Annotated in this window: 19 protein-coding genes; 10 read left to right on the forward strand and 9 right to left on the reverse strand. The window is 63.7% G+C overall.

Features of this window, described 5'->3' with window-relative positions; translation table 11 throughout:
* Positions 1-3 precede the first annotated feature (3 nt).
* Complete coding sequence (locus tag NKH89_RS07475) at positions 4-2,187, reverse strand: primosomal protein N' (RefSeq protein ID WP_352480965.1); 2,184 nt, start codon at positions 2,185-2,187, stop codon at positions 4-6.
* A gap of 90 nt (positions 2,188-2,277) precedes the next feature.
* Here NKH89_RS07475 and fsa point away from each other — a divergent pair, with 90 nt between their 5' ends.
* On the forward strand, positions 2,278-2,931 hold the full coding sequence (gene fsa, locus NKH89_RS07480; RefSeq protein ID WP_023719712.1) for a fructose-6-phosphate aldolase: 654 nt from the start codon (positions 2,278-2,280) through the stop codon (positions 2,929-2,931).
* Positions 2,932-3,032: 101 nt separating this feature from the next.
* On the opposite strand, the gene NKH89_RS07485 is transcribed toward fsa, so the two are convergent.
* Together NKH89_RS07485 and leuS are read right to left on the reverse strand one after the other, a co-directional pair.
* Positions 3,033-3,614 (reverse strand): LPS assembly lipoprotein LptE, encoded by a 582-nt coding sequence (locus NKH89_RS07485; RefSeq protein ID WP_023719713.1) that lies wholly within the window; start codon positions 3,612-3,614, stop codon positions 3,033-3,035.
* Positions 3,601-6,225 (reverse strand): leucine--tRNA ligase, encoded by a 2,625-nt coding sequence (gene leuS, locus NKH89_RS07490; protein ID WP_352814991.1) that lies wholly within the window; start codon positions 6,223-6,225, stop codon positions 3,601-3,603. The genes NKH89_RS07485 and leuS overlap by 14 nt, the downstream gene beginning before the upstream one ends.
* Positions 6,226-6,371: 146 nt before the next feature.
* On the opposite strand from leuS, the gene NKH89_RS07495 reads away from it, so the two are divergent.
* Together NKH89_RS07495 and NKH89_RS07500 are read left to right on the forward strand one after the other, a co-directional pair.
* Positions 6,372-7,034, forward strand: a complete 663-nt coding sequence (locus NKH89_RS07495; RefSeq protein WP_023719715.1) for a YggS family pyridoxal phosphate-dependent enzyme — start codon at positions 6,372-6,374, stop codon at positions 7,032-7,034.
* Between the two features lie 107 nt (positions 7,035-7,141).
* Entirely contained in the window at positions 7,142-8,191 is a 1,050-nt protein-coding gene (locus NKH89_RS07500; RefSeq protein ID WP_352480966.1) for an aldo/keto reductase, read from the forward strand.
* Between the two features lie 67 nt (positions 8,192-8,258).
* Here the strand turns inward: NKH89_RS07500 and NKH89_RS07505 are convergent, their stop codons facing one another.
* Positions 8,259-9,167, reverse strand: coding sequence for a LysR family transcriptional regulator (locus NKH89_RS07505; RefSeq protein ID WP_023719717.1), 909 nt, complete (start codon positions 9,165-9,167; stop codon positions 8,259-8,261).
* Between the two features lie 136 nt (positions 9,168-9,303).
* Between NKH89_RS07505 and NKH89_RS07510 the strand changes: the two genes are divergently transcribed.
* Positions 9,304-10,482 carry an MFS transporter gene (locus NKH89_RS07510; RefSeq protein WP_352908552.1) on the forward strand — a complete coding sequence of 393 codons (1,179 nt, stop codon included), beginning with the start codon at positions 9,304-9,306 and terminating at the stop codon, positions 10,480-10,482.
* Positions 10,483-10,519: 37 nt separating this feature from the next.
* Positions 10,520-11,554 carry an aldo/keto reductase gene (locus NKH89_RS07515; RefSeq protein ID WP_023719719.1) on the forward strand — a complete coding sequence of 345 codons (1,035 nt, stop codon included), beginning with the start codon at positions 10,520-10,522 and terminating at the stop codon, positions 11,552-11,554.
* Between the two features lie 46 nt (positions 11,555-11,600).
* Here NKH89_RS07515 and NKH89_RS07520 read toward each other — a convergent pair whose 3' ends face one another.
* Complete coding sequence (locus NKH89_RS07520) at positions 11,601-11,873, reverse strand: usg protein (RefSeq protein ID WP_023719720.1); 273 nt, start codon at positions 11,871-11,873, stop codon at positions 11,601-11,603.
* Between the two features lie 304 nt (positions 11,874-12,177).
* Here NKH89_RS07520 and acs point away from each other — a divergent pair, with 304 nt between their 5' ends.
* Both acs and NKH89_RS07530 read left to right on the forward strand, forming a co-directional pair.
* Positions 12,178-14,133: an acetate--CoA ligase gene (gene acs, locus NKH89_RS07525; protein WP_023719721.1), complete on the forward strand. Its 1,956-nt coding sequence runs from the start codon at positions 12,178-12,180 to the stop codon at positions 14,131-14,133.
* On the forward strand, positions 14,133-14,876 hold the full coding sequence (locus NKH89_RS07530) for an MOSC domain-containing protein (RefSeq protein ID WP_023719722.1): 744 nt from the start codon (positions 14,133-14,135) through the stop codon (positions 14,874-14,876). Before acs ends, NKH89_RS07530 begins: the two co-directional genes overlap by 1 nt.
* 3 nt (positions 14,877-14,879) lie before the next feature.
* Here the strand turns inward: NKH89_RS07530 and NKH89_RS07535 are convergent, their stop codons facing one another.
* The 3 genes from NKH89_RS07535 to NKH89_RS07545 form a co-directional block, all read right to left on the reverse strand.
* The gene (locus tag NKH89_RS07535) at positions 14,880-16,145 is read right to left on the reverse strand and encodes a class I SAM-dependent methyltransferase (protein ID WP_023719723.1); all 1,266 of its coding nucleotides are present in this window, start codon (positions 16,143-16,145) and stop codon (positions 14,880-14,882) included.
* A gap of 385 nt (positions 16,146-16,530) precedes the next feature.
* The gene (locus NKH89_RS07540; protein ID WP_023719724.1) at positions 16,531-17,892 is read right to left on the reverse strand and encodes a pilus assembly protein; all 1,362 of its coding nucleotides are present in this window, start codon (positions 17,890-17,892) and stop codon (positions 16,531-16,533) included.
* Positions 17,893-18,210: 318 nt separating this feature from the next.
* Positions 18,211-19,080: a transglutaminase-like domain-containing protein gene (locus tag NKH89_RS07545; RefSeq protein WP_023719725.1), complete on the reverse strand. Its 870-nt coding sequence runs from the start codon at positions 19,078-19,080 to the stop codon at positions 18,211-18,213.
* Positions 19,081-19,257: 177 nt separating this feature from the next.
* Here NKH89_RS07545 and NKH89_RS07550 point away from each other — a divergent pair, with 177 nt between their 5' ends.
* The gene (locus tag NKH89_RS07550; RefSeq protein WP_023719726.1) at positions 19,258-19,929 is read left to right on the forward strand and encodes an HAD-IA family hydrolase; all 672 of its coding nucleotides are present in this window, start codon (positions 19,258-19,260) and stop codon (positions 19,927-19,929) included.
* 33 nt (positions 19,930-19,962) lie between these two features.
* Here the strand turns inward: NKH89_RS07550 and NKH89_RS07555 are convergent, their stop codons facing one another.
* Positions 19,963-20,175 carry a DUF1674 domain-containing protein gene (locus NKH89_RS07555; RefSeq protein WP_023719727.1) on the reverse strand — a complete coding sequence of 71 codons (213 nt, stop codon included), beginning with the start codon at positions 20,173-20,175 and terminating at the stop codon, positions 19,963-19,965.
* Between the two features lie 116 nt (positions 20,176-20,291).
* Between NKH89_RS07555 and htpX the strand changes: the two genes are divergently transcribed.
* Both htpX and NKH89_RS07565 read left to right on the forward strand, forming a co-directional pair.
* On the forward strand, positions 20,292-21,308 hold the full coding sequence (htpX, locus tag NKH89_RS07560; RefSeq protein WP_023719728.1) for a zinc metalloprotease HtpX: 1,017 nt from the start codon (positions 20,292-20,294) through the stop codon (positions 21,306-21,308).
* Positions 21,299-22,687: an RsmB/NOP family class I SAM-dependent RNA methyltransferase gene (locus NKH89_RS07565; protein ID WP_023719729.1), complete on the forward strand. Its 1,389-nt coding sequence runs from the start codon at positions 21,299-21,301 to the stop codon at positions 22,685-22,687. The genes htpX and NKH89_RS07565 overlap by 10 nt, the downstream gene beginning before the upstream one ends.
* Positions 22,688-22,825 lie beyond the last annotated feature (138 nt).

The following is a 22,825-nucleotide window of genomic DNA, read 5'->3' on the forward strand; positions in this document are numbered from 1 at the left end:
ACCTTACAAAAAGCTTTGCGGGTCGATATCGACCTGGACCCGCACCGAGGCCCTTATCTTCGGTCCCTCGGCCAGCATGGTGCGGATGAACCCTTGCATGTCGGCGCGCCGCTCGCCCTGGATCAGTAGGCGAAAGCGATGGCGGCCGCCGATCAATGACAGCGGCGCCTCGGCCGGACCGAGGACGAACAGGTCGATGGCTTGCGGCGCGGCACGGCGCAGGCCGCGGGCGTGCCCTTCGGCTTCCGCCCGAGTCGCCGCGCTGACGATGACGCCGGCGAGCCGGCCGAAGGGCGGCAGCCCCGCCCGCTCGCGTTCGGCGATCTCGCGCTCGTAGAAGGCCTCGGCATCGCCGGAGACGATCGCCCGCATCACCGGGTGGTCGGGTTGGAAAGTCTGCAGCAGGCCAAGGCTCTTCTTGCCGGTGCGGCCGGCGCGGCCGGTCACCTGGCTGAGCAGTTGGAAGGTGCGCTCGGCGGCGCGTGGGTCGCCATTGGCCAGGCCGAGATCGGCATCGACGACACCGACGAGCGTCATGTTGGGGAAATTGTGGCCCTTGGCGACGAGTTGCGTGCCGATGACGATGTCGGCCTCGCCATTGGCTATGGCTTCGAGCTCGAGCCGCAGCCGCCGCACGCCGCCCATCAGGTCGGACGACAGTACGATGGTGCGGGCATCAGGGAAATGCGCGACGACCTCCTCGGCGATGCGCTCTACGCCCGGCCCGCAGGCGACCAGATGATCGAGCGTGCCACATTCCGGGCAGGCCTCGGGCCGGCGTTCATTGTGCCCGCAATGGTGGCAGACGAGCTGACCGCGAAAGCGGTGCTCGACCAGCCAGGCCGAGCAGACCGGACAGCCGAAGCGGTGGCCACAGACCCGGCAGAGCGTCAGCGGCGCATAGCCGCGCCGGTTGAGAAACAGCAGCGACTGTTCCTTTCTTTCCAGCGTCTGCCGTATATGGCCGAGCAGTACAGGCGACAGGAAGCCGCCGCGTGCAGGCGGCGCACGGCGCATGTCGATCGTCTTGAGATCGGGAAGTGCCGCCTCGGCAAAGCGCGCCGAAAGCACCGCCCTGCTGTAGCGGCCCTGGCTGGCATTGACCCGGCTTTCGACCGACGGTGTCGCCGAGGCGAGCACGACCGGAAACCCGCCGATATGGCCGCGCACCACGGCCATGTCGCGCGCGTTGTAAAAGACGCGATCCTCCTGCTTGTAGGCGGGGTCGTGCTCTTCGTCGACGACGATCAGCCCAAGCTCCCTGAACGGCAGGAACAGCGCCGAGCGCGCGCCTGCGACCACCCGCACGCCGCCTTCCGCCACCTGCCGCCAGACCTTTTCGCGCATTCTTGGCGGCAGGTCCGAGTGCCACTCAGCCGGCTTGGCGCCGAACCGCTCCTGAAAGCGCTCGAGGAAGGCGTGGGTCAGCGCGATTTCCGGCAGCAGGATCAACACTTGCGTGCCGCGATCGAGCGCGGCCGCAACCGCCTCGAAATAGACCTCCGTCTTGCCGGATCCGGTTACACCGTCGAGCAGGGTGACGCCGAATATGCCGGCCGCGACATTGGCGCGCAGCATCTCGGCGGCATCGCTCTGGTCGGGCATCAGTGCCGGCACGGCGTAGCCGGGATCGGGTGCTGCGACCACCGGCCGCGGCGGGATCATCACCGTCTCGAATACGCCCTGCGCCCTCAGCCCGTCCACCACCGTCGACGACACGCCTGCCGCATGCGCCAGGCCCGACCGCGTCCAGGCGAGCCCACCTTCGGCCGTTTCCAGCACGCGCGTCCTCGCCTCCGTCATCCGGTCGGGCTTGGCGAAGGTGCGCTGCAGCCCTTCGATCCACGGCTCCGGATCGAACGCCTCCGGCGCCCTGAGCAGCATGCGCGCCACCATGCCGGGCGGCGACAGCGTGTACTGCGCCACCCAATCGACAAAACGCCGCATCGCGCGGTCGATCGGCGGGCAGTCGAAAACCTGCTCGATCGGCCGCAATTTCTTCGCGTCGACCTTTTCGACGGCGCCGTCCCAGACGATGCCGGCGACCTGGCGGGGCCCAAGCGGAACGCGCACGATCGAGCCCGGCACCACGCGCATGCCAGCCGGCACAGCATAGGTGTAGGGGCGCTCAGCAGGCATTGGGACCAGCACCGGTGCGGCCGCGACAAAGGGCGAATCTTCGATCATGAGGCGTGACCTTGCCCCGACTTTGGTCTAGATCAAAGTCCGACCCCGAATGTGCATGACCTGCACATGAAAAATCTTCAGGAGACCGCCATGAAATTTTTTGTCGACACCGCCGATGTCAAGGAAATCCGTGAGCTGAACGATTTGGGGCTGCTCGACGGCGTAACCACCAATCCGTCGCTGATCCTGAAATCGGGCGGCAAGATCGCCGACGTCACCAGAGAGATCTGCGAGATCGTCAAGGGACCGGTCTCAGCCGAAGTCGTTGCCACCGAGTACAAGGATATGATGGCGGAGGCCAAGATCCTGGCCAGGATCGCCGACAATGTCTGCATCAAGGTGCCGCTGACGCTCGACGGCCTGAGAGCCTGCAAGGACATCCGGTCGGACGGCCGCATGGTCAACGTCACGCTGTGCTTCTCGGCCACCCAGGCGCTGCTCGCCGCCAAGGCCGGCGCCTCCTTCATCTCGCCCTTCGTCGGCCGCATCGACGACAGCGGTTGGGACGGCATGGAACTGATTGCCGATATCCGCACCATCTACGACAATTATGATTTCCAGACCGAAATCCTGACCGCTTCTGTGCGCACGGTGAACCATGTCAAACAGGCGGCGCTGATCGGCGCCGACGTCATCACCGCCCCGCCGGCGACGCTCAAGGCGCTGGTCAAGCACCCGCTGACCGACAAGGGCCTGGAGCAGTTTCTCGCCGACTGGGCAAAGACCGGCCAGAAGATCGGCTGAAGCGAAATGTCCTACGTCGAACAAAAAAGGCCGAGCAATCGGCCTTTTGCTGACAGCGCAATCCGCCACAGACGGAGCGCTTCAATCCAGGATGGAAAGACCTAGCTTGCCGCCGGCTTGCCGTGCTTGATCAGATCTTGGGCGATCGACAGCCGCAGCACATCCGCCAGTTCGCGCGCCGCGCGGTTCTCGGCGTCGATCTGCGCCCGATACGACGCGAATTCCTGGCGCGGCCTATCGTATGAGGACGGGATAGAGCGCTTGCCCCTCGCTATGACCGTGCCGGTCTTGGCATCGCTCAGCACATAGTTGGCGGTCAGCGTCACTGTGCCGGCGGTCGGCTCGTCCTCGTCGGTCGTGACCTGCTCGATTGCCGCCGATTCGACGAGTTCGGAGACGCCGAGATCAAGCGAATAGACCGGCGAAGCAGGCTCGCCGGCGCCCTGGCCGAGCGCGAAGATCAGATTGTTGCGGACCTGCTGGGCGTAGCGGGTCTTGACCGGCTTGACCGAGATCGATGCCAGTTCGGCAGCAGCGCCGACCTGAGAGCCGGCGATCAGCGGCGCGCTTGAATAGAGCGGCCGCACCGTGCAGGCGGAAACCAGCGCCACCGAAGCGAGCAGCCCGTAGAGCATGATACGGCGCGGCGTCAGCTCCGCTTTTTTCGGATCAGGCAACAACATTGACGATCCTCTGCGGCACGATTATCACCTTGCGCGGCGCCTTACCTTCGAGCGCTTTCTGCACGAAGTCGAGAGCCAGAACCGCTTTTTCGACCGCACCTTGGTCCGCGTCGCGGGCAATTGTCAAATCGCCGCGCTTCTTGCCGTTGACCTGGACCGGCAGCACGATCTCGGCGTCGACGACAAGCGAGGGATCGTAGTCCGGCCAGGGCCGTTCGGCGACAAGGTCGGTGCCGCCGAGCGTCTGCCAGCACTCCTCGGCCAGATGCGGCATGACCGGCGCGATCAGGTGCACCAGGATCTCGACGGCTTCACGGCAGGCCGCTTGGAGCGCCGGACCGGCCTTGCCTTCGGCTGCCTCGTTGAGCGGTACGGTCAAGGCATTGGCGAGCTCATAGATACGGGCGATGGCACGGTTGAAGGCGAGCTTTTCAATATCCTCGCCGACAGACTTGAGGATCTTGTGCGCGGCCTTGGACACTGTTCCGGCCTCGCCGTCCTTCGCCGCCTCTGGCCGAACTCCGGCGAGCGAATCGGCAGCCGTCAACACCAGCCGCCAGATGCGCTGGATGAAGCGATGCGCGCCGGCCGCACCCTCGTCGGTCCATTCGACATCGCGTTCGGGCGGCGAGTCCGACAGCATGAACCAGCGCGCCGTATCGGCGCCGTAGCCGTCGGTGATCTCTTCGGGGCTAACGGTATTCTTCTTCGACTTCGACATTTTTTCGAGCGGACCGATCACCGCCTCTTCGCCAGTGGCGATTTCGAAGGCGCGGCGCTTGCCGTCGGCGTCCTCCAGCCTGACCTCGCTCGGCGCAAGCCAGCGGCCGTTCGAGGCGCCGCCAACCCGATAGGTCTCGTGCACCACCATGCCTTGCGTGAACAGGCCCCTGAACGGCTCGGCGAGATCGACATGGCCGGTCTCGCGCATGGCGCGGGTGAAGAAGCGCGAATAGAGCAGGTGCAAAATGGCGTGCTCGATGCCGCCAATATACTGGTCGACCGGCAGCCATTCAGTCGCGGCCTTGGGATCGGTCGGATCGTTGGCCCAGGGCGCGGTGAAGCGCGCGAAATACCACGACGAATCGACGAACGTGTCCATCGTGTCGGTTTCGCGCCGCGCATCCTTGCCGCAACGCGGGCATTTGACGTGCCGCCATGTCGAATGACGGTCGAGCGGATTGCCCGGCCGGTCGAACTCGATATCGTCAGGCAGCCTGACCGGCAGGTCGGCTTTCGGCACCGGCACAACGCCGCAATCCTCGCAATGGATCATCGGGATCGGGCAGCCCCAATAGCGCTGGCGCGAAATGCCCCAGTCGCGCAGGCGGAAATTCACCTTGCGCTCGGCCATCGGCCGGTTGCCGATGGTCTTCTGTTCGAGCAGCTTCGCCACCTCGTCGAATGCCTGATCCGGCTTCATGCCGTCGAGGAAGCGCGAATTGATCATCACGCCGTCGCCGACATAGGCCTCGTCGATGATCTGGAAGCTTCCTTGATTCTCGCCTTCCGGCATCACCACTGGAATGACCGGCAGGCCGTATTTGTTGGCGAAGTCGAGGTCGCGCTGGTCACCGGACGGGCAGCCGAAAACGGCGCCGGTGCCGTAGTCCATCAGCACGAAATTGGCGACATAGACGGGCAGCGTCCACTTCTCGTCGAACGGATGGACGACGCGGATGCCGGTATCGAAGCCCTTCTTCTCGGCCGTCTCCAGGGCCGCCACCGACGTGCCCATGTGGCGGACCTCGTCGATGAACTTTGCCAGCGCCGGATTGTCTTCGGCCGCCTTTTTGGCCAGCGGATGGTCGGCCGCAATCGCCATGAAGGAGGCGCCGAAGATGGTGTCGGGCCTTGTCGTATAGACTTCGAGCTCATGCTCGCCGGCGACTGGCTTGGCCAGCGGCCAGCGGATCAGCAGGCCTTCAGAACGGCCGATCCAGTTCGCCTGCATCAGCTTCACTTTTTCCGGCCAGTCGTCGAGCTGGTCGAGCGAATCCAGCAGATCCTGCGCATAGTCGGTGATCTTGAAGAACCATTGCGTCAGCTCGCGCTGTTCCACCAGCGCGCCCGAGCGCCAGCCGCGCCCGTCGATGACCTGCTCGTTGGCAAGCACCGTCATGTCCTCCGGATCCCAGTTGACCTTGGAGGATTTGCGCGTCACCAGGCCCTTCTCGACGAAATCGAGGAACAGCATCTGCTGGCGGTGGTAATAATCGACATCGCAGGTAGCGAACTCGCGTGCCCAATCGAGCGACAGGCCCATGACCTTGAGTTGCTCGCGCATGGCAGCGATGTTCTGATAGGTCCAGTCCTTGGGATGGACCTTGTTCTGCATTGCTGCGTTTTCGGCTGGCATGCCAAAGGCGTCCCAGCCCATCGGGTGCAGCACGTTGAAACCCTTGGCCCGCTTGTAGCGCGCCACCACGTCGCCCATCGTATAGTTGCGGGTATGGCCGATATGGATGCGCCCCGATGGATAGGGGAACATCTCCAGCACGTAGTATTTCGGGCGCGGGTCATCGTTGTCGGCTTCGAACAGCTTCTTGGCGTCCCAGGCCTTCTGCCATTTGAGCTCTGACGCGCGCGGATTGTATCGTTCGGTTGCCATCGGGTGTTTTTCACTTAAAAGCATGCGCGAGCCGCCGGACAATGCCCGGGCGGCTCAGGAAATGTCGTCGCGGTGTTCACCATGGATTACCGGACCCGTCAACTGCGGCGATCCGGCGAAAAGCCAAACACAGGCAGGATATAGGCATGGCGAGCGCCGTCGAACAGCTTTTCACCGTCAAGGCAAGGATCGCCACTGCCGAGCGCGAGGCCGGACGCGAGGCCGGGGCGGTGACGCTGGTTGCGGTCTCGAAAACCTTCGATGCCACCGATATCCGTCCGGTTATCGAGGCCGGCCAGCGCGTCTTCGGCGAGAACCGCGTCCAGGAGGCGCAAGCCAAGTGGCCGGCGCTGAAGGAAGCTTTCCCCGACATCGAGCTGCACCTGATCGGGCCGTTGCAATCGAACAAGGCAAAGGAAGCGGTGGCGCTGTTCGACGTCATCGAAACCGTCGACCGTGAAAAGATCGCCGCCGAACTCGGCAAGGAAATCGCCAGGCAGGGCAGGACGCCAAGGCTCTACGTCCAGGTCAACACCGGCTCGGAGCCGCAAAAGGCCGGCATCGAGCCGCGCGAGGCCGTCGCCTTCGTGGCCCGCTGCCGCTCGGTTCACGCCCTCGCCATCGAAGGGCTGATGTGCATTCCGCCGGCGGACGAGAACCCCGGTCCGCATTTCGCGCTGCTAGAAAAGCTTGGGCTTGAGGCCGGCGTTGACAAGCTCTCTATGGGCATGTCCGGCGACTACGAAACGGCGATCGCCTTCGGCGCGACAAGTGTCAGGGTTGGATCGGCGATTTTCGGCGCCAGATGAGGCGCAGCCGGCCTTAGGCCACAGGCTGACGCTGACTATGCCAGCAATAGAAACGGAACGTTTCGTTCCTATATGGGTCGAGTTATCCCAAAGCCTCTGGAGCCACCATGCGTTACAATCAACTTGGAAATACGGGGATGTTCGTCTCCGAACTTTGCCTCGGTACGATGACATTCGGCGCCGCCGGCGAGAATGCCCAATGGGGCCTGATCGCCAGCCTCGACCAGGATGGCGTCGACGAGATCGTCGCCCGCTCGCTCGCCGCCGGCGTCAATTTCTTCGACACGGCGGATGTCTATTCCTTCGGCGCCTCGGAACGGCTTCTCGGCCAGTCGCTGAGAAATCTCGGCGTCAATCGGCAGGACGTGATCATCGCCACCAAGGTTCACGGCGCCATGGGCGGCGGCCCGAACCAGCGCGGTTCTTCGCGCGGCCATATCATGGATTCGGTCGAAGGTAGCCTCGAACGGCTGCAGCTGGACCATATCGATCTCTATCAGCTGCACGGCACCGACACGGTCACGCCGATAGACGAAACGCTGCGGGCGCTCGACGACCTGGTTGCCGCTGGCAAGGTCCGCTATGTCGGCGTCTCGAACTGGCAGGCCTGGCGCATCGCCAAGGCGTTGGGTATTGCCGAGCGCAAGGGCTTTGCCCGTTTCGAAACCGTCCAATCGTATTACTCGATCGCTGGCCGCGATCTCGAGCGCGAGATCGTGCCGCTGCTCAACGAGGAGAAGCTCGGGCTGATGGTCTGGTCACCGATGGCGGGCGGCCTGCTCTCGGGCAAGTACGGACCCGGTGCCCCCGGCAATGGCGAAGGTCGCCGCGCCAGCTTCAATTTCCCGCCGGTCAATGAGGACCGTGCCTGGGCAGCGGTCGCCGTCATGCGCGAGATCGCCGCCCAGCACGGCGTCAGCGTCGCCACGGTGGCGCTCGGCTTTGTCCTGGCCAAACCGTTCGTGATGAGCGTCATCATCGGCGCCAGCCGCATGGACCAGTTGGAACAGAACCTTGCGGCGACCGAGTTGAAGCTCGATGCCGACGATCTTGCTCGTCTCGACGAAGTCAGCGCGCTCCCGCCCGAATATCCGGGCTGGATGCTCGAACGCCAGGCGGCGGGCCGCAGGCCGGCGCCGTTCACGCCAAAGAAGTAGTTCCTTGTCGACGTGACATTTCGGCAGCCAAATTCGGGAGCCAAGTGGCTCCCGAATGCCTTCCGCTTCAGCCCAGCCGCGCGGTTTCGGCCAGGAAATCTAAAATGGCCCGTACCCGCGCCGGCAAATGCTTGCCTTGGCCGACATAAACTGCATGGGTCAGTTCCTCGTCGCCGGGGTTGAACTCTTCCAGCAGCGGCAGCAGCCGGCCGGCGGCAATGTCGGCCTCCACGTGCCAGCGTGCCAGCCGGGCGATGCCCGCCCCTGAGAGCGCCATCAACCGCATCGCCTCGCCGTCGCTGACCAGCGTGTTTCCAACGATCGATATGGTGATCGGCTTGCCGGCCGCGTCGACAAAAGGCCAGCCCTCGACGTGGCGCACGAAACAGAAGCCCATCCGGTTGTGACGATCGAGATCGGCGGGCGTCTTGGGTGTGCCACGCGCTTCGAGATACGATGGCGCGGCAACGACGACCACCCGGCTCTGCCCGAGCTTGCGCGCCACTAGCCGTGATTCGCCGAGCGGGCCGGCACGTATGGCGACGTCGGCGCGCTCCTCCATCAGGTCGATAACACTGTCGGTCAACACCAGATCGACCGAGATTTCGGGGTATCGTTCTAGAAAACGCGGCAAAAGCGGGATCAGCCGGTGCTGCCCGAAAGGCACGTAGCTATTGATCCGCAGCCGGCCACGCGGCGCGGCACCCGCCGCTGCCTCGCGCTCGGCTACCGCCATGTCGGCCAGGATGCGCACGCCGCTGTCGAAGAAGGCCGCCCCTTCCGGTGTCAGTCGCAGCTTGCGCGTCGAGCGGATGACCAGCCGGGCGCCAAGACGCCCCTCCAGCCGCGCGATCAGCTTGCTAACCGCCGACGGGCTCATGCGCAGCGCACGTGCAGCGGCCGAAAAGCTGCCGGCCTCGACGACGCGGACGAACACTTCGATCTCGCCGGAGCGGTTGATGTCGGGCCTGGCCATTGGTGAATCTATTTCACAGGCAATGTGCCCTAGGCAAGGCTGGTTCACAGTTCGGTGCATCACGATCTTTCGGGCCGGGCGTGAGAGGACACGGCGCCCGTCGTCGAAACTGGCCGTCATCGAAGTGGGAACCGCCATGCCTCTTGCTCTCTACGCTCTTGCCGCCGGCGCCTTCGGTATTGGCGTCACCGAATTCGTCATCATGGGCCTGCTGCTCGACGTCAGCACCGATCTCGGCGTCTCGATCTCAGCTGCCGGTCAACTGATTTTCGGCTATGCGCTGGGCGTCGTCATCGGCGCGCCGCTGCTGACGATCGCCACCGGCCGGTGGCCGCGCAAGACCGTGCTTCTGGCGCTGATGGCAATCTTCACGCTAGGCAACCTCGCGTGCGCGCTGGCCCCAGACTACTGGACGCTGATGGGTGCGCGCGTGCTCACCGCCTTCGCCCACGGCACCTTCTTCGGCGTCGGCTCGGTCGTGGCGACCGGGCTGGTGGCGCCCAACAAGAAGGCATCGGCGATCGCCCTGATGTTCACCGGCCTGACCATCGCCAACATCCTCGGCGTCCCCTTCGGAACATGGCTCGGCCAGGCCTTCGGCTGGCGCGCGACCTTCTGGGCGGTGACCCTGGTCGGCATGGTCGCTTTCGCCATCATCCTGCTGCTGGTGCCGCGCAGCCAGACAGCGCCTGAGCAAAGCAATTTGCGCGCCGATCTCGCCGTGCTCGGCCGCACGCCCGTCCTGCTTGGCTTTGCCACCACCGTGCTCGGCTATGCCGGCGTCTTCGCCGTCTTCACCTACATCGCCCCGTTGCTGACCGAGATCACCGGTTTTGAGGAAGCAGCGGTGTCGCCGATCCTGCTGGTCTTCGGCGGCGGCCTCATCGCCGGCAACCTCGCTGGCGGCAAGTTCGCCGACCGCTGGCTGGTGCCATCCGTTCTCGGCAGTCTCGTCGTGCTGGCGCTGGTGCTCGGCACCATGACCTTCGCCCTGCACAGCCAGGTTATGGCCGTCATCTATGTCGGCCTGCTCGGCGCCGCCGCCTTCGCCACCGTGGCGCCGCTGCAGATGTGGGTACTGGAAAAGGCACAAGGCGCCGGCCAGAGCCTCGCCTCGTCCTTCAACATCGCCGCCTTCAATCTCGGCAATGCGGCCGGCGCCTGGCTCGGCGGCGTGGTCATCGCCCATGGCCCCGGCCTCGGCGCCGTCACCTGGGTCGCGGCCCTGCTGCCGCTCTCGGCGCTTTCCGTGGCAGCGCTGGCGCTACGCCTCGATCGCCCAACGCTCGGTGAACCGGCACCCGCCCGCTCGTAGCAACTCGAAGAACCCTTGTACACCATAGGAGAAACAGATGGATTATCGAAATCTTGGCGCATCGGGCCTGAAAGTCCCGGCGCTCTCGTTCGGCGCTGGAACCTTCGGCGGGTCAGGGCCGCTGTTCGGCGCCTGGGGCAACAGCGATGCGACGGAAGCCCGGCGGCTGGTCGACATCTGCCTGGAGGCGGGCGTCAACCTGTTCGACACCGCCGACGTCTATTCGAATGGCGCTTCCGAACAGGTGCTCGGCGAAGCGATGAAGGGCCGCCGCGATGCCGTGCTGATCTCGACCAAGACCTCGCTGCCGATGGGCGACGGTCCCAACGACGCCGGCTCGTCCCGCTCGCGCCTCATCAAGGCCGTCGAGGACGCACTGAGGCGTCTTGGCACCGACTACATCGACCTGCTGCAGCTGCACGCGTTTGACGCCGCAACACCGATCGAGGAGGTGCTATCGACGCTGGATAGGCTCGTGCGCGCCGGAAAGCTGCGTTATGTCGGCGTTTCCAATTTTTCCGGCTGGCAAGTGATGAAGTCGCTCGGCCTGGCGGACAGATACGGCTATCCCCGATACGTCGCCCACCAGGTCTATTATTCGCTGGTCGGGCGCGATTATGAATGGGAGTTGATGCCGCTCGGCCTCGACCAGGGCGTCGGTGCGCTGGTGTGGAGCCCGCTCGGCTGGGGCCGCCTGACCGGCAAGATCCGCCGTGGCCAGAAGCTGCCCGAGAAAAGCCGGCTGCACGACACGGCAAGCTTCGGACCGCCCGTCGACGACGAGCATCTCTATCGGGTCGTCGACGCGCTTGATGTTGTCGCCGAGGAAACCGGCAAGACCATACCGCAGATCGCCATCAATTGGCTGCTGCAGCGGCCGACCGTCGCCTCCGTCATCATCGGCGCGCGCAACGAGGAGCAGTTGCGCCAGAATCTCGGCGCCGTCGGATGGTCGTTGACCCCGGATCAGATGAAAATCTTGGACACGGCAAGCGAGGTCACCGCACCCTACCCGTATTTTCCCTATCGCCGGCAGGAGGGTTTTGCCCGGCTGAACCCGCCCGCCGTCTGACGCTCCAAAAGCTGTGCGGCGGCTCCCAGGCTGCCGCCCGCGTGCTTTAATGCAGCACGAACTCGCCGTCGACCTTGCGCCATTCGTTCGGCGCGATCAGCTTCTGGTGCGTGTAGCTGACTGAATGCAGCGGGCCTTCGAGCTTGGCCTGCCAGAACTCGATGAAGCGGATAAGCACCGGAAATTTCGGGGCGATGTCGTAATCCTGCCAGATGAAGCTCTGCAGCAGATGCGGATGATCGGGAAAGTGATAAAGAATCTTGGCCGTGGTCAAGCCATAGCCCTTGAGCATCAGGTCCATTTCGGAATGGTCGCGCATTGCGGTCCCCTGGTTGATTCTCTTTCCTCCCAGCCTGAAATTGTGCACCCCATTTGCTTAATCGTCTATTGATATTTCTGCGGTCGAGCCAGATTTCTGCCGCAAAAACATGCGGTTAGCAGCCGTCTCGCTAGAGTGCTGACACCACCCGGGAAGGGACCTGCGGCATCCCGCCGCGCAAATCCAACGTCTAATGTTGCCGTCATCGCCGAACTGTTAATAATGCGCGCGAATTCGCGGCCGCAACGCTGCGATCCTGCCGGCAGTCAAGCCGGCGGTTTGGTTTCGGGAGGAAGGCGAAGAAATGTCCGATGTTCATGTCCATCGCGTCCAGCCGGCGTGGAAGAAGAACGCGCTGATCGACAATGACACCTACCTGAAATGGTACGCCGACAGCGTCAAGAGCCCGGACAAGTTCTGGGGCAAGCACGGCAGGCGCATCGACTGGTTCAAGCCGTACAGCAAGGTCAAGAACACGTCCTTCGACGGCAAGGTCTCAATCAAATGGTTCGAGGATGGCCAGACCAACGTTTCCTGGAACTGCATCGACCGGCATCTGAAGAAGCGCGGCGAACAGACCGCCATCATCTGGGAAGGCGACAATCCCTACGACGACAGGAAGATCACCTATAACGAGCTTTACGGACATGTCTGCCGCCTCGCCAATGTGATGAAGAAGCACGGCGTCAAGAAGGGCGACCGCGTCACCATCTACATGCCGATGATCCCGGAGGCCGCCTATGCGATGCTCGCCTGCACGCGCATCGGCGCCATTCATTCGGTGGTCTTCGGCGGCTTTTCGCCGGACGCGCTGGCCGGACGCATCGACGACTGCAAGTCGACCTTCCTCATCACCGCCGACGAAGGCCTGCGCGGCGGCAAGCCGATCCCCTTGAAGGAGAACACCGACAAGGCGATCGAGATCGCCGCCAAGGCCGGAACGAAAGTCGAAAAGGTCTTGGTAGTACGCCGCACCGGCGGCAAGACCGGCTGGGCCGCCGGGCGCGACGTCTGGTACCATGACGAGGTCGCGACGGTTAAGGCCGAATGCAAGCCCGAGAAGATGAACGCCGAGGATCCGCTGTTCATCCTCTACACGTCGGGCTCGACCGGCAAGCCGAAAGGCGTGCTGCACACCACCGCCGGCTATCTCGTCTATGTCTCGATGACCCACCAATATGTCTTCGACTATCACGACGGGGACGTCTACTGGTGCACCGCCGATGTCGGCTGGGTCACCGGCCACAGCTACATCGTCTACGGGCCGCTCGCCAACGGCGCCACCACGCTGATGTTCGAAGGCGTGCCGAATTACCCGTCGCAGTCGCGTTTCTGGGACGTGATCGACAAGCACAAGGTCAACATCTTTTACACCGCGCCGACGGCGCTGCGCGCGCTGATGGGCGCCGGCGACGCCCATGTCACCAAGACGTCGCGCAAGTCGCTGCGCGTGCTCGGCACCGTCGGCGAGCCAATCAATCCAGAAGCCTGGGAATGGTATTTCAACGTTGTCGGCAACGGCAAGGTGCCGATCGTCGATACCTGGTGGCAGACCGAGACCGGCGGCATCATGATCACGCCGGTTCCGGGCGCCACCCACCTCAAGGCGGGCTCGGCGACGCGGCCCTTCTTTGGCGTCAACCCGCAGCTGGTTGATGGTGACGGCAAGGTGCTGGAGGGTGAAGCCAGCGGCAATCTTTGTATTGCCGACTCATGGCCGGGCCAGATGCGCACCGTCTATGGCGATCACGACCGCTTCGTGCAGACCTATTTCTCGACCTACAAGGGCAGGTACTTCACCGGCGACGGCTGCCGCCGCGATGCTGACGGCTACTACTGGATCACCGGCCGCGTCGACGACGTCATCAACGTCTCCGGCCACCGCATGGGCACCGCCGAGGTCGAATCGGCGCTGGTTTCGCATGAGAAGGTCTCGGAAGCGGCCGTCGTCGGCTACCCGCACGATATCAAGGGCCAGGGCATCTACTGCTATGTCACGCTGATGGCCGGCGAGACGCCAAGCGAGGAATTGCGCCAGGAGCTCGTCGCCCATGTCCGCAAGGAGATCGGCGCCATCGCTTCGCCCGACAAGATCCAGTTCGCGCCCGGCCTGCCGAAGACCCGTTCCGGCAAGATCATGCGGCGCATTCTGCGCAAGATCGCCGAGGACGATTTTGCCGCGCTCGGCGACACCTCGACGCTGGCCGATCCGGCGGTCGTCGACGACCTGATCGCCAATCGGCAGAACAAGAAGAGCTGATGCAAGCCATATTGGGTGCCGTCACCGAGCTTTGGCGCTATCCCGCGAGCTCGCTCGCCGGCGAGCGCCAGCAGGCGATCTCGGTCGCCCGGCATACCGTTGAAGGCGACCGCCTGTTTGGTCTTATCGACACGTCGAACAATGAAATCGCACGGCCGGACCGCGAAGTGAAATGGCACAAGGTGCCCCGCATCCGAACCCGGCTGTCGCCGGCCGGCGCACTGGAGGTTGCGGTCCCGGATGGCGACTGGCTAGCCGCACCGGGCGCTGATAGCGACCGCGCCATTTCCGCCTATCTCGGCTTTGCGGCCTCCATCCGGCCGTTCCGCCGCGAGAATACTACACCGGGATACGCCGGTCCCCTGCTGGCGGAACGCTATGTCAAAGCCCCCATTCATCTGCTGACCACCGCTTCGCTGGCGCAGTTGAAGTTGCTGCATCCAGACGGCACCGCCGACCCGCGCCGCTTCCGCCCCAACATCGTCGTCGACATGCCGAAGATCGAGGGGTCATTCCCCGAAACCGAATGGATCGGGCGCAAGCTGGCGATCGGCGACCTGCTCCTGACCATCTCCGAGCCGTGCCGCCGCTGCGGCTTCACCATCATTGGCCAGGACGGGTTCGACCACGACCCGGCAATCCTGCGCAGCCTGGTCCGCCACAACGCCCATAATTTCGGCGTCTACTGCACTGTCGATCGACCGGCCCGCGTCGAGATCGGCGCCACGATGCGTCTCCTGTAGCTATTAGTATAAATCCGCCCGCGTCGGCGGCAGGCCGCTTGGGCCGCGCGCGCGCCTGGTGGCGACGGTCTGGAAAATCTGCGCCGAGGCGCGTTCGAAGGTAATCGAGCAGCCGGTGAGATAAAGCAGCCAGAGCCGCGCCTTGGATTCGCCGACCTCGGCGATGGCCTCGTCAAAGCGTGCGTGGAGGCGCTCGGCCCATAGCCGGCAGGTGCGCGCATAGTGCTCGCGCAAGTTTTCGACGTCATAAATGAGGAAGCCGTGCGCCTCGAGATTGCCGAGCGTCATGCCGATCGTATCGAGTTCGCCGCCCGGAAAAATGTATTTGATCAGCGCTTTGAATTCCGGCCCCTTGCGCAGCGTCTTCTTCATGCTGCCCTTGTCGCGGCGGGTGATGGCATGGTGCAGATAGATGCCGCCGGGTTTGAGCAGGCGATGGATGGTCGAAAAATAGGCGGCATGGTTGGCAAGCCCCAGATGTTCGAACATGCCGATCGACGAGATCTTGTCGAAGGAACCGGACAGCTCGGCATAGGACTTTATCTCGATGGTGATGCGATCCTCCAGCCCCTCAGCGCGGATGCGTTCGCGGGCGAACTCGGTCTGTGCCTCCGATAGCGAAACGCCGTGGCCGACGACGCCATAATTCTTCACGGCATGGATGAGCATCGCTCCCCAGCCGCAGCCGATGTCGAGCAATCTGTCGCCGGGCTTCAGCCGAAGCTTGCGGCAGATATGGTCGAGCTTGTCTCTCTGCGCCTGATCGATATCGTTGGCGAAGTCCTTGAAGTAGCCGCAGCTATAGACCATGCGCTCGTCGAGGAAGAGCCGGTAGAATGCGTTGGAAATGTCGTAGTGATGCTGGATCGCCTCCTTGCTCGAACCGCTGACGTAAGGATTGCGGCCGGAAAGATCGGTTCGCGCCGTCATCTGTTTTCGCGAAAACAGCACCGCCGGCAGGTCGCGCAGGATCGCCAGCTTCGGCAGTGTCTTGAGCTTCGTCCTGAGCTTGCCGTGCGTGGGCAAGGCATAGAAATCGAACAGCGATCCGTCTTCGACGTCGACCGCCTTGGCAATCCACATCTCGATCAGCGTCGATAAAGAGGGCCGACGTACGATCTGCCAGACGATGTCCTGGTCGTTGATGGTGAGCACCGGGCCGGCAGCCGGGCCGATCCGCTCGCCCGTCCACAGCCTCACCGCAAAACCCGGCTTCATCGTTTCGATGACCGTCCGAACAATCCGGGCCGCTCTCTCGGCTGCCTCCATCCCCGTCCTCCCTTACCCGGCAAAATAGTGGCCCGGAACAATAGCGGCCCGATCTTGCCTGCCAGATCGGCCGGCCGCAAGCCGCCTGGGTGCGCAAGCACGCTTGTTCAGGATTTTTGGATGCCGCGCCTTGCCATTTCCCGGGTGACACCCCATCATGGGGGAGTGTTCAACAAATCGAAAGGAGGTGATCCGATGTCGAGTGATTTCGTTTTCCAGAACGTGGCCTCAGCGGATTGCACTTTCGGGAAGCAGTCTTCCCGTTAAGGCGCGAGATGCGCGGCTGGCGACCAGTGTCGCCGCCAGGAGCCGCGCCATGGACGGAAACACGGAAGGCCGCCGACTTCGCAAGAAGCGGCGGCCTTTTCCTTTGGGCTGTTGTCCCCTATCTGGTTACGGTCAACATCTCGACGTTGCGCGCTATATCCTGGAAAGCCTGGTTGAGTTCGGTTCCATTGGCCGCCTGATAAAAGTGCTTGATCTTGGCGGTGTCCGGGCTGGCGCAATCCTGGAGCGTCGCCTTGGCATTCGTTTCGTTTAGGTCAAACCCAATGGTGAATATCTCAATGCCCTTGTTGCGCATGGCAGCGCAGAGTGTCTTGGCGGCCGTGCGGGTCGGCTCCTTGCCGGCGTCATTGTAAACGTCGCTCACCGTGCTCGCATCGAAGTAGGATAGGTTGAATTCGCCGTCGGTCATCAGGATCGCGATTTTGGCGACCTTTTTTGGATCCATCTTGGCCGGCCGTTGCGAAGTCCTCATGATGCTACCCCAGTTCTCCGACAGCATGTACCAGGTCCACTGCACGCCGATATGGCCGGCGGTGCCGCCGGATGCGACGAAATTCTTGATGACCGTCTTGAGCGCCGTCGCATCCGCCGTCAGCGGCATCAGCGTGGCGGCCGGGCAGGCGGCGGTGCCGGTTTGCCAAGCGAAGGACGACAGCAGGTAGTCGCGGTTGACCATGCTGGCGTCGGGGCCCGCGTCCGAATATTGATAGATCCCCTTGCGTTCGGTGGCGCAATTGTCCGGACGGATGAAGCCCGAGATATATTGCACGGCGTCATTGGCCGGCGCCTGTTTGCGTTGGCTGGTGCTGGTTTCCACATAGACGCTGCTGGGCGCAAGTGTACCCGCATTCACCGAATTTGCGTAAGGCACGATGGCAACCCGCACTCGTGGCTTGGAGGGGTCCTGACCGCCCAGGAAACTGTCGACGGCATTCGCCGCAGCCGTCCGCAGATCGATGATTTTCTGGCCGGCCATCGACCCGGTCACATCGAGCATCATTGCGACTTCGATCTGCTTGTCCGAATAGAGCGCCATCGTCGATGCGGGAACGCTTTGCATGCCACTCGTGCCGAAAAGCGGGAAATAGTAGCTGACATTGACATGGACATCCGCCTGAACCGTGTTTGCAGTCCGGTCGACGGTCAGCTTGTCGAGAACGATCTGGTTGTCCTGCAGGATACCCGCCGTGCTGTTGGCATCGAGAAAGGCCTGCACCGATTTGCTGGCGTCGGCCTCGCTGATGACGCCGGTTGTCAGGTCGCGCGCCGTCGAGGTGACCGCAGCGTCGACGACGCCTTGCAGGCTCGATTTCACATTGTAGAGTTGGGACACGTTGACGGCAAAGCCGACACTCAGCGCCAGCACCGAGCTGATTATACCAAACAGCACCGCGAAATTTCCGCTGCGATCCCCGGCAAAGCCGCCGATCGCCTGAACAAGACCCCCGAAACGCTGCATTCCTTCCGCCTCCATCGCCACAGCCTGCAGCTGTCCGAAGGCGCATTGCAGGAATCCGGCCGGATCGCGCCGCCAGGCGCGAGAAAGCGAGCGGCTCTCGCTCAGGCCATTGTTTCCAAACGGTTTCAAGCGACGGCAAGGTAAACAGCCGGTAAATGAAAGTCGCGTCAGCGCGGCTTTGTTGACAAAGCGCTTACCATGATCAGGCTCGCAATTCAGGACGACTGGACTGCGTCCCAATCCGGTACAGACGAGATGTATCGAACCGGTTCAGCACGACCGCGGTAGCGGGAGATGGAAATCTGGACTGTGAAAGGACTATGCCAGCATCCGTGCGCTGACGGTCTTGTCGACGCCGCGATAGGGCGGCTTGAAGAGATTGCCTTCCTGCTCGTGCGTCCAGACCTTGAACCGGCTGAGTCGATGCGGGCCGAAACTATGCAGCAGCGGCACGTCGGTGGCGTCACGGCCGCGCGCTATGACGACGCGGCCGATCCTCGGCACATTGTGGCGAGGATCGAACGTGTACCATCTGCCGTCGAGGAACACTTCCACCCACGCCGAGAAATCCATCGGCGCCGGATCGGCGGGTACGCCGATATCGCCAAGATAGCCGTTCACGTAACGGGCCGGGATATTCATGCAGCGGCAGAGCGTGATCGCCAGATGGGCAAAGTCGCGGCAGACGCCGACGCGCTCCTCATGCGCCTGCGCCGCCGTGCGGGTCGGGCGCGCATAGCCGTAGCCAAAGGACAGGCGGTTGTAGACATAGTCGACGATCGCCTGCACCCGCGCCCAACCCGGCGGAAGCTGGCCGAAAAGTTGCCAGGCGAGATCGCTGAGATGATCGGTCTCGCAGTAACGGCTGCCAAGCAGATAGCCGAGCACCTCGTCCGGCAATTCCGCGACCGGGACTTCCCCGGCCAGCGTGTTGACCTCATCCGTCTCGCCACCGTCCTCGATCACCGCGTCATAGAGGATGCGAAAGCTTCCTGCCGGCGCCGTGAAGCGGCGGCAGCTATTGCCGAAAAGATCGTGGTAGACCCTGGTCGGCACGGATGGCGACGTCAGTACGCGCGTCTGCCGCTTGATGTCGGCCTGACGATCCCCGTGGATGTCGAGCAATGAAACGACCGGCGTTGGTGCAACGCATTCAATGCCAATTTCATAGCCGAGCCGAATCAGCATCGCCCTCCCCTGCGATCGTCATGGAAGATAGTGCTGGTCAACGCAGGAGAGTGCGCGCGGTTCCTTGCGAACGTCGAAAACGAGGTCTCGCGGCTTCCCATACGGACGCGGCAACGTTACGGTTGATCGATATGCTCCCTTCGAAATAATCCTTCCAAGATGACCCCGGGAAAACCGATGTTTGCAGGCAGAAAATTCGCGGCCTTCCTGTTCGATATGGACGGCACGATTCTCAATTCGATTGCCGCGGCGGAAAGGGTCTGGGCAGCCTGGGCGCACCGGCAAGGTCTTGACGTCGCTGCATTCCTGCCGACCATCCACGGCGTGCGGGCGATCGAGACCATCGGCCGGCTGGCGCTCCCAGGGATCGATCCTGCCCGCGAAGCCGATGCGCTTTTGCAGGCCGAAGCAGCCGACGTCGAAGGCATCCACCCGATTACCGGCGCCGCGGCATTCCTGGCGTCGCTGCCGCCCGGGAGCTGGGCGATCGCCACTTCGGCGCCCCGTGAACTCGCTCTGCTGCGCCTGCAGGCCGCCGGCATTCCGGCTCCCGCCGTGATCGTTGCGGCAGAGGATGTCTCCCGCGGCAAGCCGGCGCCCGACTGCTTCCGGCTGGCGGCCGAACGGCTCGGCGTCGACGTGCGCGATTGCCTCGTCTTCGAAGACGCACCGGCAGGCATAGCAGCAGCCGAGGCCGCGGGCGCCGCGGTCGTCGTGATCAGCGCCACGCACCGGCATCCGTTGGAGACGCCGCATGCCGCCATCGCCGGCTATGACGCGATCGGCGTCGCCGTCGATGCCAGCGGCTGGATTGCCATCGAAGCGGAGCGGGCCGCCCAGCCTGCTTAGCTGGTACCCTGCTTAGCCAGCACCCTGCCTGGGCTAAAAGTCGCTGGTCAGGCCCTTGACCTCCCAGTCGCCGTAGCGGCCGGGTTCCTTGCCGCCGCGCCCACCGATCTCCCTCGGCAGCGTGGCTTCCTTCTCGCGATATTGCTCCCGCCGGGCCTCGGCCTCGGCCAAGGCGCGCCGGGCTGCCGGCGTCAGTGGCTTGTGCGGCGAGCCGTTAGCATGCGTTTGGCTGGTTTTGTCGATCATGCGATCTTCCGCTAGATTGAAACAGGCCCCGATTGAAACGGGAACCGCTGTTTCCCATCATATAGCGATGGGCCCACAAGGATCGACCCCTTTGTTGGGCCAGAACGGAGCAGACGATGAACACCCTTCGCACCGCCATGCTTTTGGCCGCAATGACGGCCCTGTTCATGGGTGTCGGCTATCTGGTCGGCGGATCCGGCGGCATGATGATCGCCTTGCTGATCGCCGCCGGCACCAATTTGTTCAGCTATTGGAACGCCGACAAGATGGTGCTGTCGATGCACCGTGCGATCGAGGTCAACGAAAGCAACGCGCCCGAATATTACGCCATCGTGAAGGGTCTCGCGCAACGCGCCGGCCTGCCGATGCCGAGAACCTATCTCATCGACAATCCTCAGCCCAATGCCTTCGCCACCGGCCGCAATCCGCAAAATGCCGCTGTCGCCGCCAGCACCGGCCTGCTCGAGCAGCTCTCACATGAAGAAGTCGCGGCGGTGATGGCGCATGAGCTTGCCCATGTGCAGCACCGCGACACGCTGACCATGACGATCGTCGCCACCTTTGCCGGCGCAATTTCGATGCTCGGCAATTTCGCTTTCTTCTTCGGCGGCAACCGCGACAACAACAATTCCTTCGGCATCGTCGGCGTGCTGGTGGCGATGATCGTCGCGCCCCTGGCCGCCATGATCGTGCAGATGGCGGTGAGCCGCACCCGCGAATACGAGGCCGACCGGCGCGGGGCCGAAATCTGTGGACACCCGCTGTGGCTGGCCTCGGCACTTGACAAGATCGCGCGGGGCGCCGAACGCATCCGCAACCCGGATGCCGAGCGCAATCCGGCAACCGCCCATCTCTTCATCATCAATCCTCTTTCCGGCGAGCGCATGGACAGTTTGTTTTCCACTCACCCGAGCACAGAAAACCGCATCGCCGCATTGCAGAGGATCGCGAGCGAGATGGCCGGCGCACCCGAAGCGGCCGCGACGCCAAAGCCGGCGCCGAAAGAGACCGGGCAGCAGCCGTCAGGTCCGTGGGACAGGGCCGCCCGGCCCGAGGGGCCGGTTGAGCCGGCCAAGCCGAGACCCAATCCCTGGGGACGCAATCCGACCGGACCCAAAGGTCCGTGGTCGTGAGCGCAGCACAACGCCGGCACGCAATTCCAGGTGATCGCGAGCACAATTCGGGCAGCGAGGCCGTAGCCGGTCTCGCCGCGCGCAAGGCAGCCGCGCGCCTGCTTGCCGCAGTCATCGACGCGAGAACGCCACTCGACGGGCTGACCGACCATGAGAACGGCCATCCGCAATACAAGGCGCTCGACTTGCGCGACCGCGCCCTGGTGCGCGCCATTCTGGTCACCGCCCTGCGCTACCGCATGACCATATCAGGCCTTTTGGCCCGCCGCCTGGAAAAGCCGCTGCCGCCCAACGCTACGGCGCTTTCGCACATCCTGCACGTGGCGGCGGCACAGATCCTGTTCCTCGATGTTCCCGACAGCGCCGCCGTCGACCTCGCCGTGACGCACGCCAAGTCCGATCCGCGCACGGCGCGCTTTTCCGGCCTCGTCAACGGCGTGCTGCGTACGCTGGCGCGGGCCAAGCAGGACGAGCTCGCGACCGCAATTGCCGCAACCGACGAGGCACCAAAATGGTTTTCCGACCGTTTGAAAACGGTCTACGGCCTCGACAAGGCCAGGCAGATACTGCTCGCCCACCGCCATGAGGCGCCGGTCGACTTCTCGGTCAAGTCGGACCCGGCGCTGTGGGCCGAACGGCTCGGCGGCTTCGTCTTACCGACCGGCACGGTGCGGGTCGAGAAGCTCAGCGCTTCCGTGACCGAACTGCCCGGCTTTGGGGAAGGCGCCTGGTGGGTTCAGGATGCAGCGGCCAGCCTGCCGGCCCGGCTGTTCGGCGACATCAATTGTTTGCGAATCGCCGACCTCTGCGCCGCGCCGGGCGGCAAGACCGCCCAGCTGATCCTCGCCGGCGCCCATGTCACTGCGCTCGACATGTCCAGAACGCGGCTGGCACGGCTGACGCAGAACCTCGAAAGGCTCGGCTTGGCCGCGGAGATCGTCGAGGCCGATCTGCTCAAATACGAGCCGAAGAACCGCTTCGACGCCGTCCTCCTCGACGCACCTTGCTCTTCGACCGGCACGGTGCGGCGGCATCCCGACGTTCCCTGGACGAAGACGGCGGTCGACGTCGAAAAATTGGCCGACCTGCAACGCCGGCTGCTTGCCCGCGCCATCACCTTGGTCAAGCCTGGCGGTCGCATCGTCTTTTCCAACTGTTCGCTCGATCCGCTGGAAGGCGAAGAGCTCTATCGCGACTTTCTCGCCGGCAATGCGGAGATCATCGACGACCCGCTTCGGCCGGGCGAGATTGCCGGCATCGACCCATTCCTGACGCCGCAAGGCACGTTGCGCACCACGCCTGCCGATCTGGAGCTTGGCTCACCGGCGCGTTCCGGGCTGGACGGTTTCTTTGCCGCCCGCATGCGCAGAGCCGGCTAAGGGCCGATCTTGAAGCGCCATCCGACTTCTTGGGGCGAGGAGGCATGGAAAACAGGCTGAACGGCCCCACTGCCGCGGAATTCGCCTTCGCACAAGTTCTTGAATCATATAAACTTGTGCTTGGGTGAGGACGATCAG

The sequence above is a fragment of the Mesorhizobium sp. M0923 genome (assembly GCF_040319365.1).
GTDB lineage: Bacteria > Pseudomonadota > Alphaproteobacteria > Rhizobiales > Rhizobiaceae > Mesorhizobium.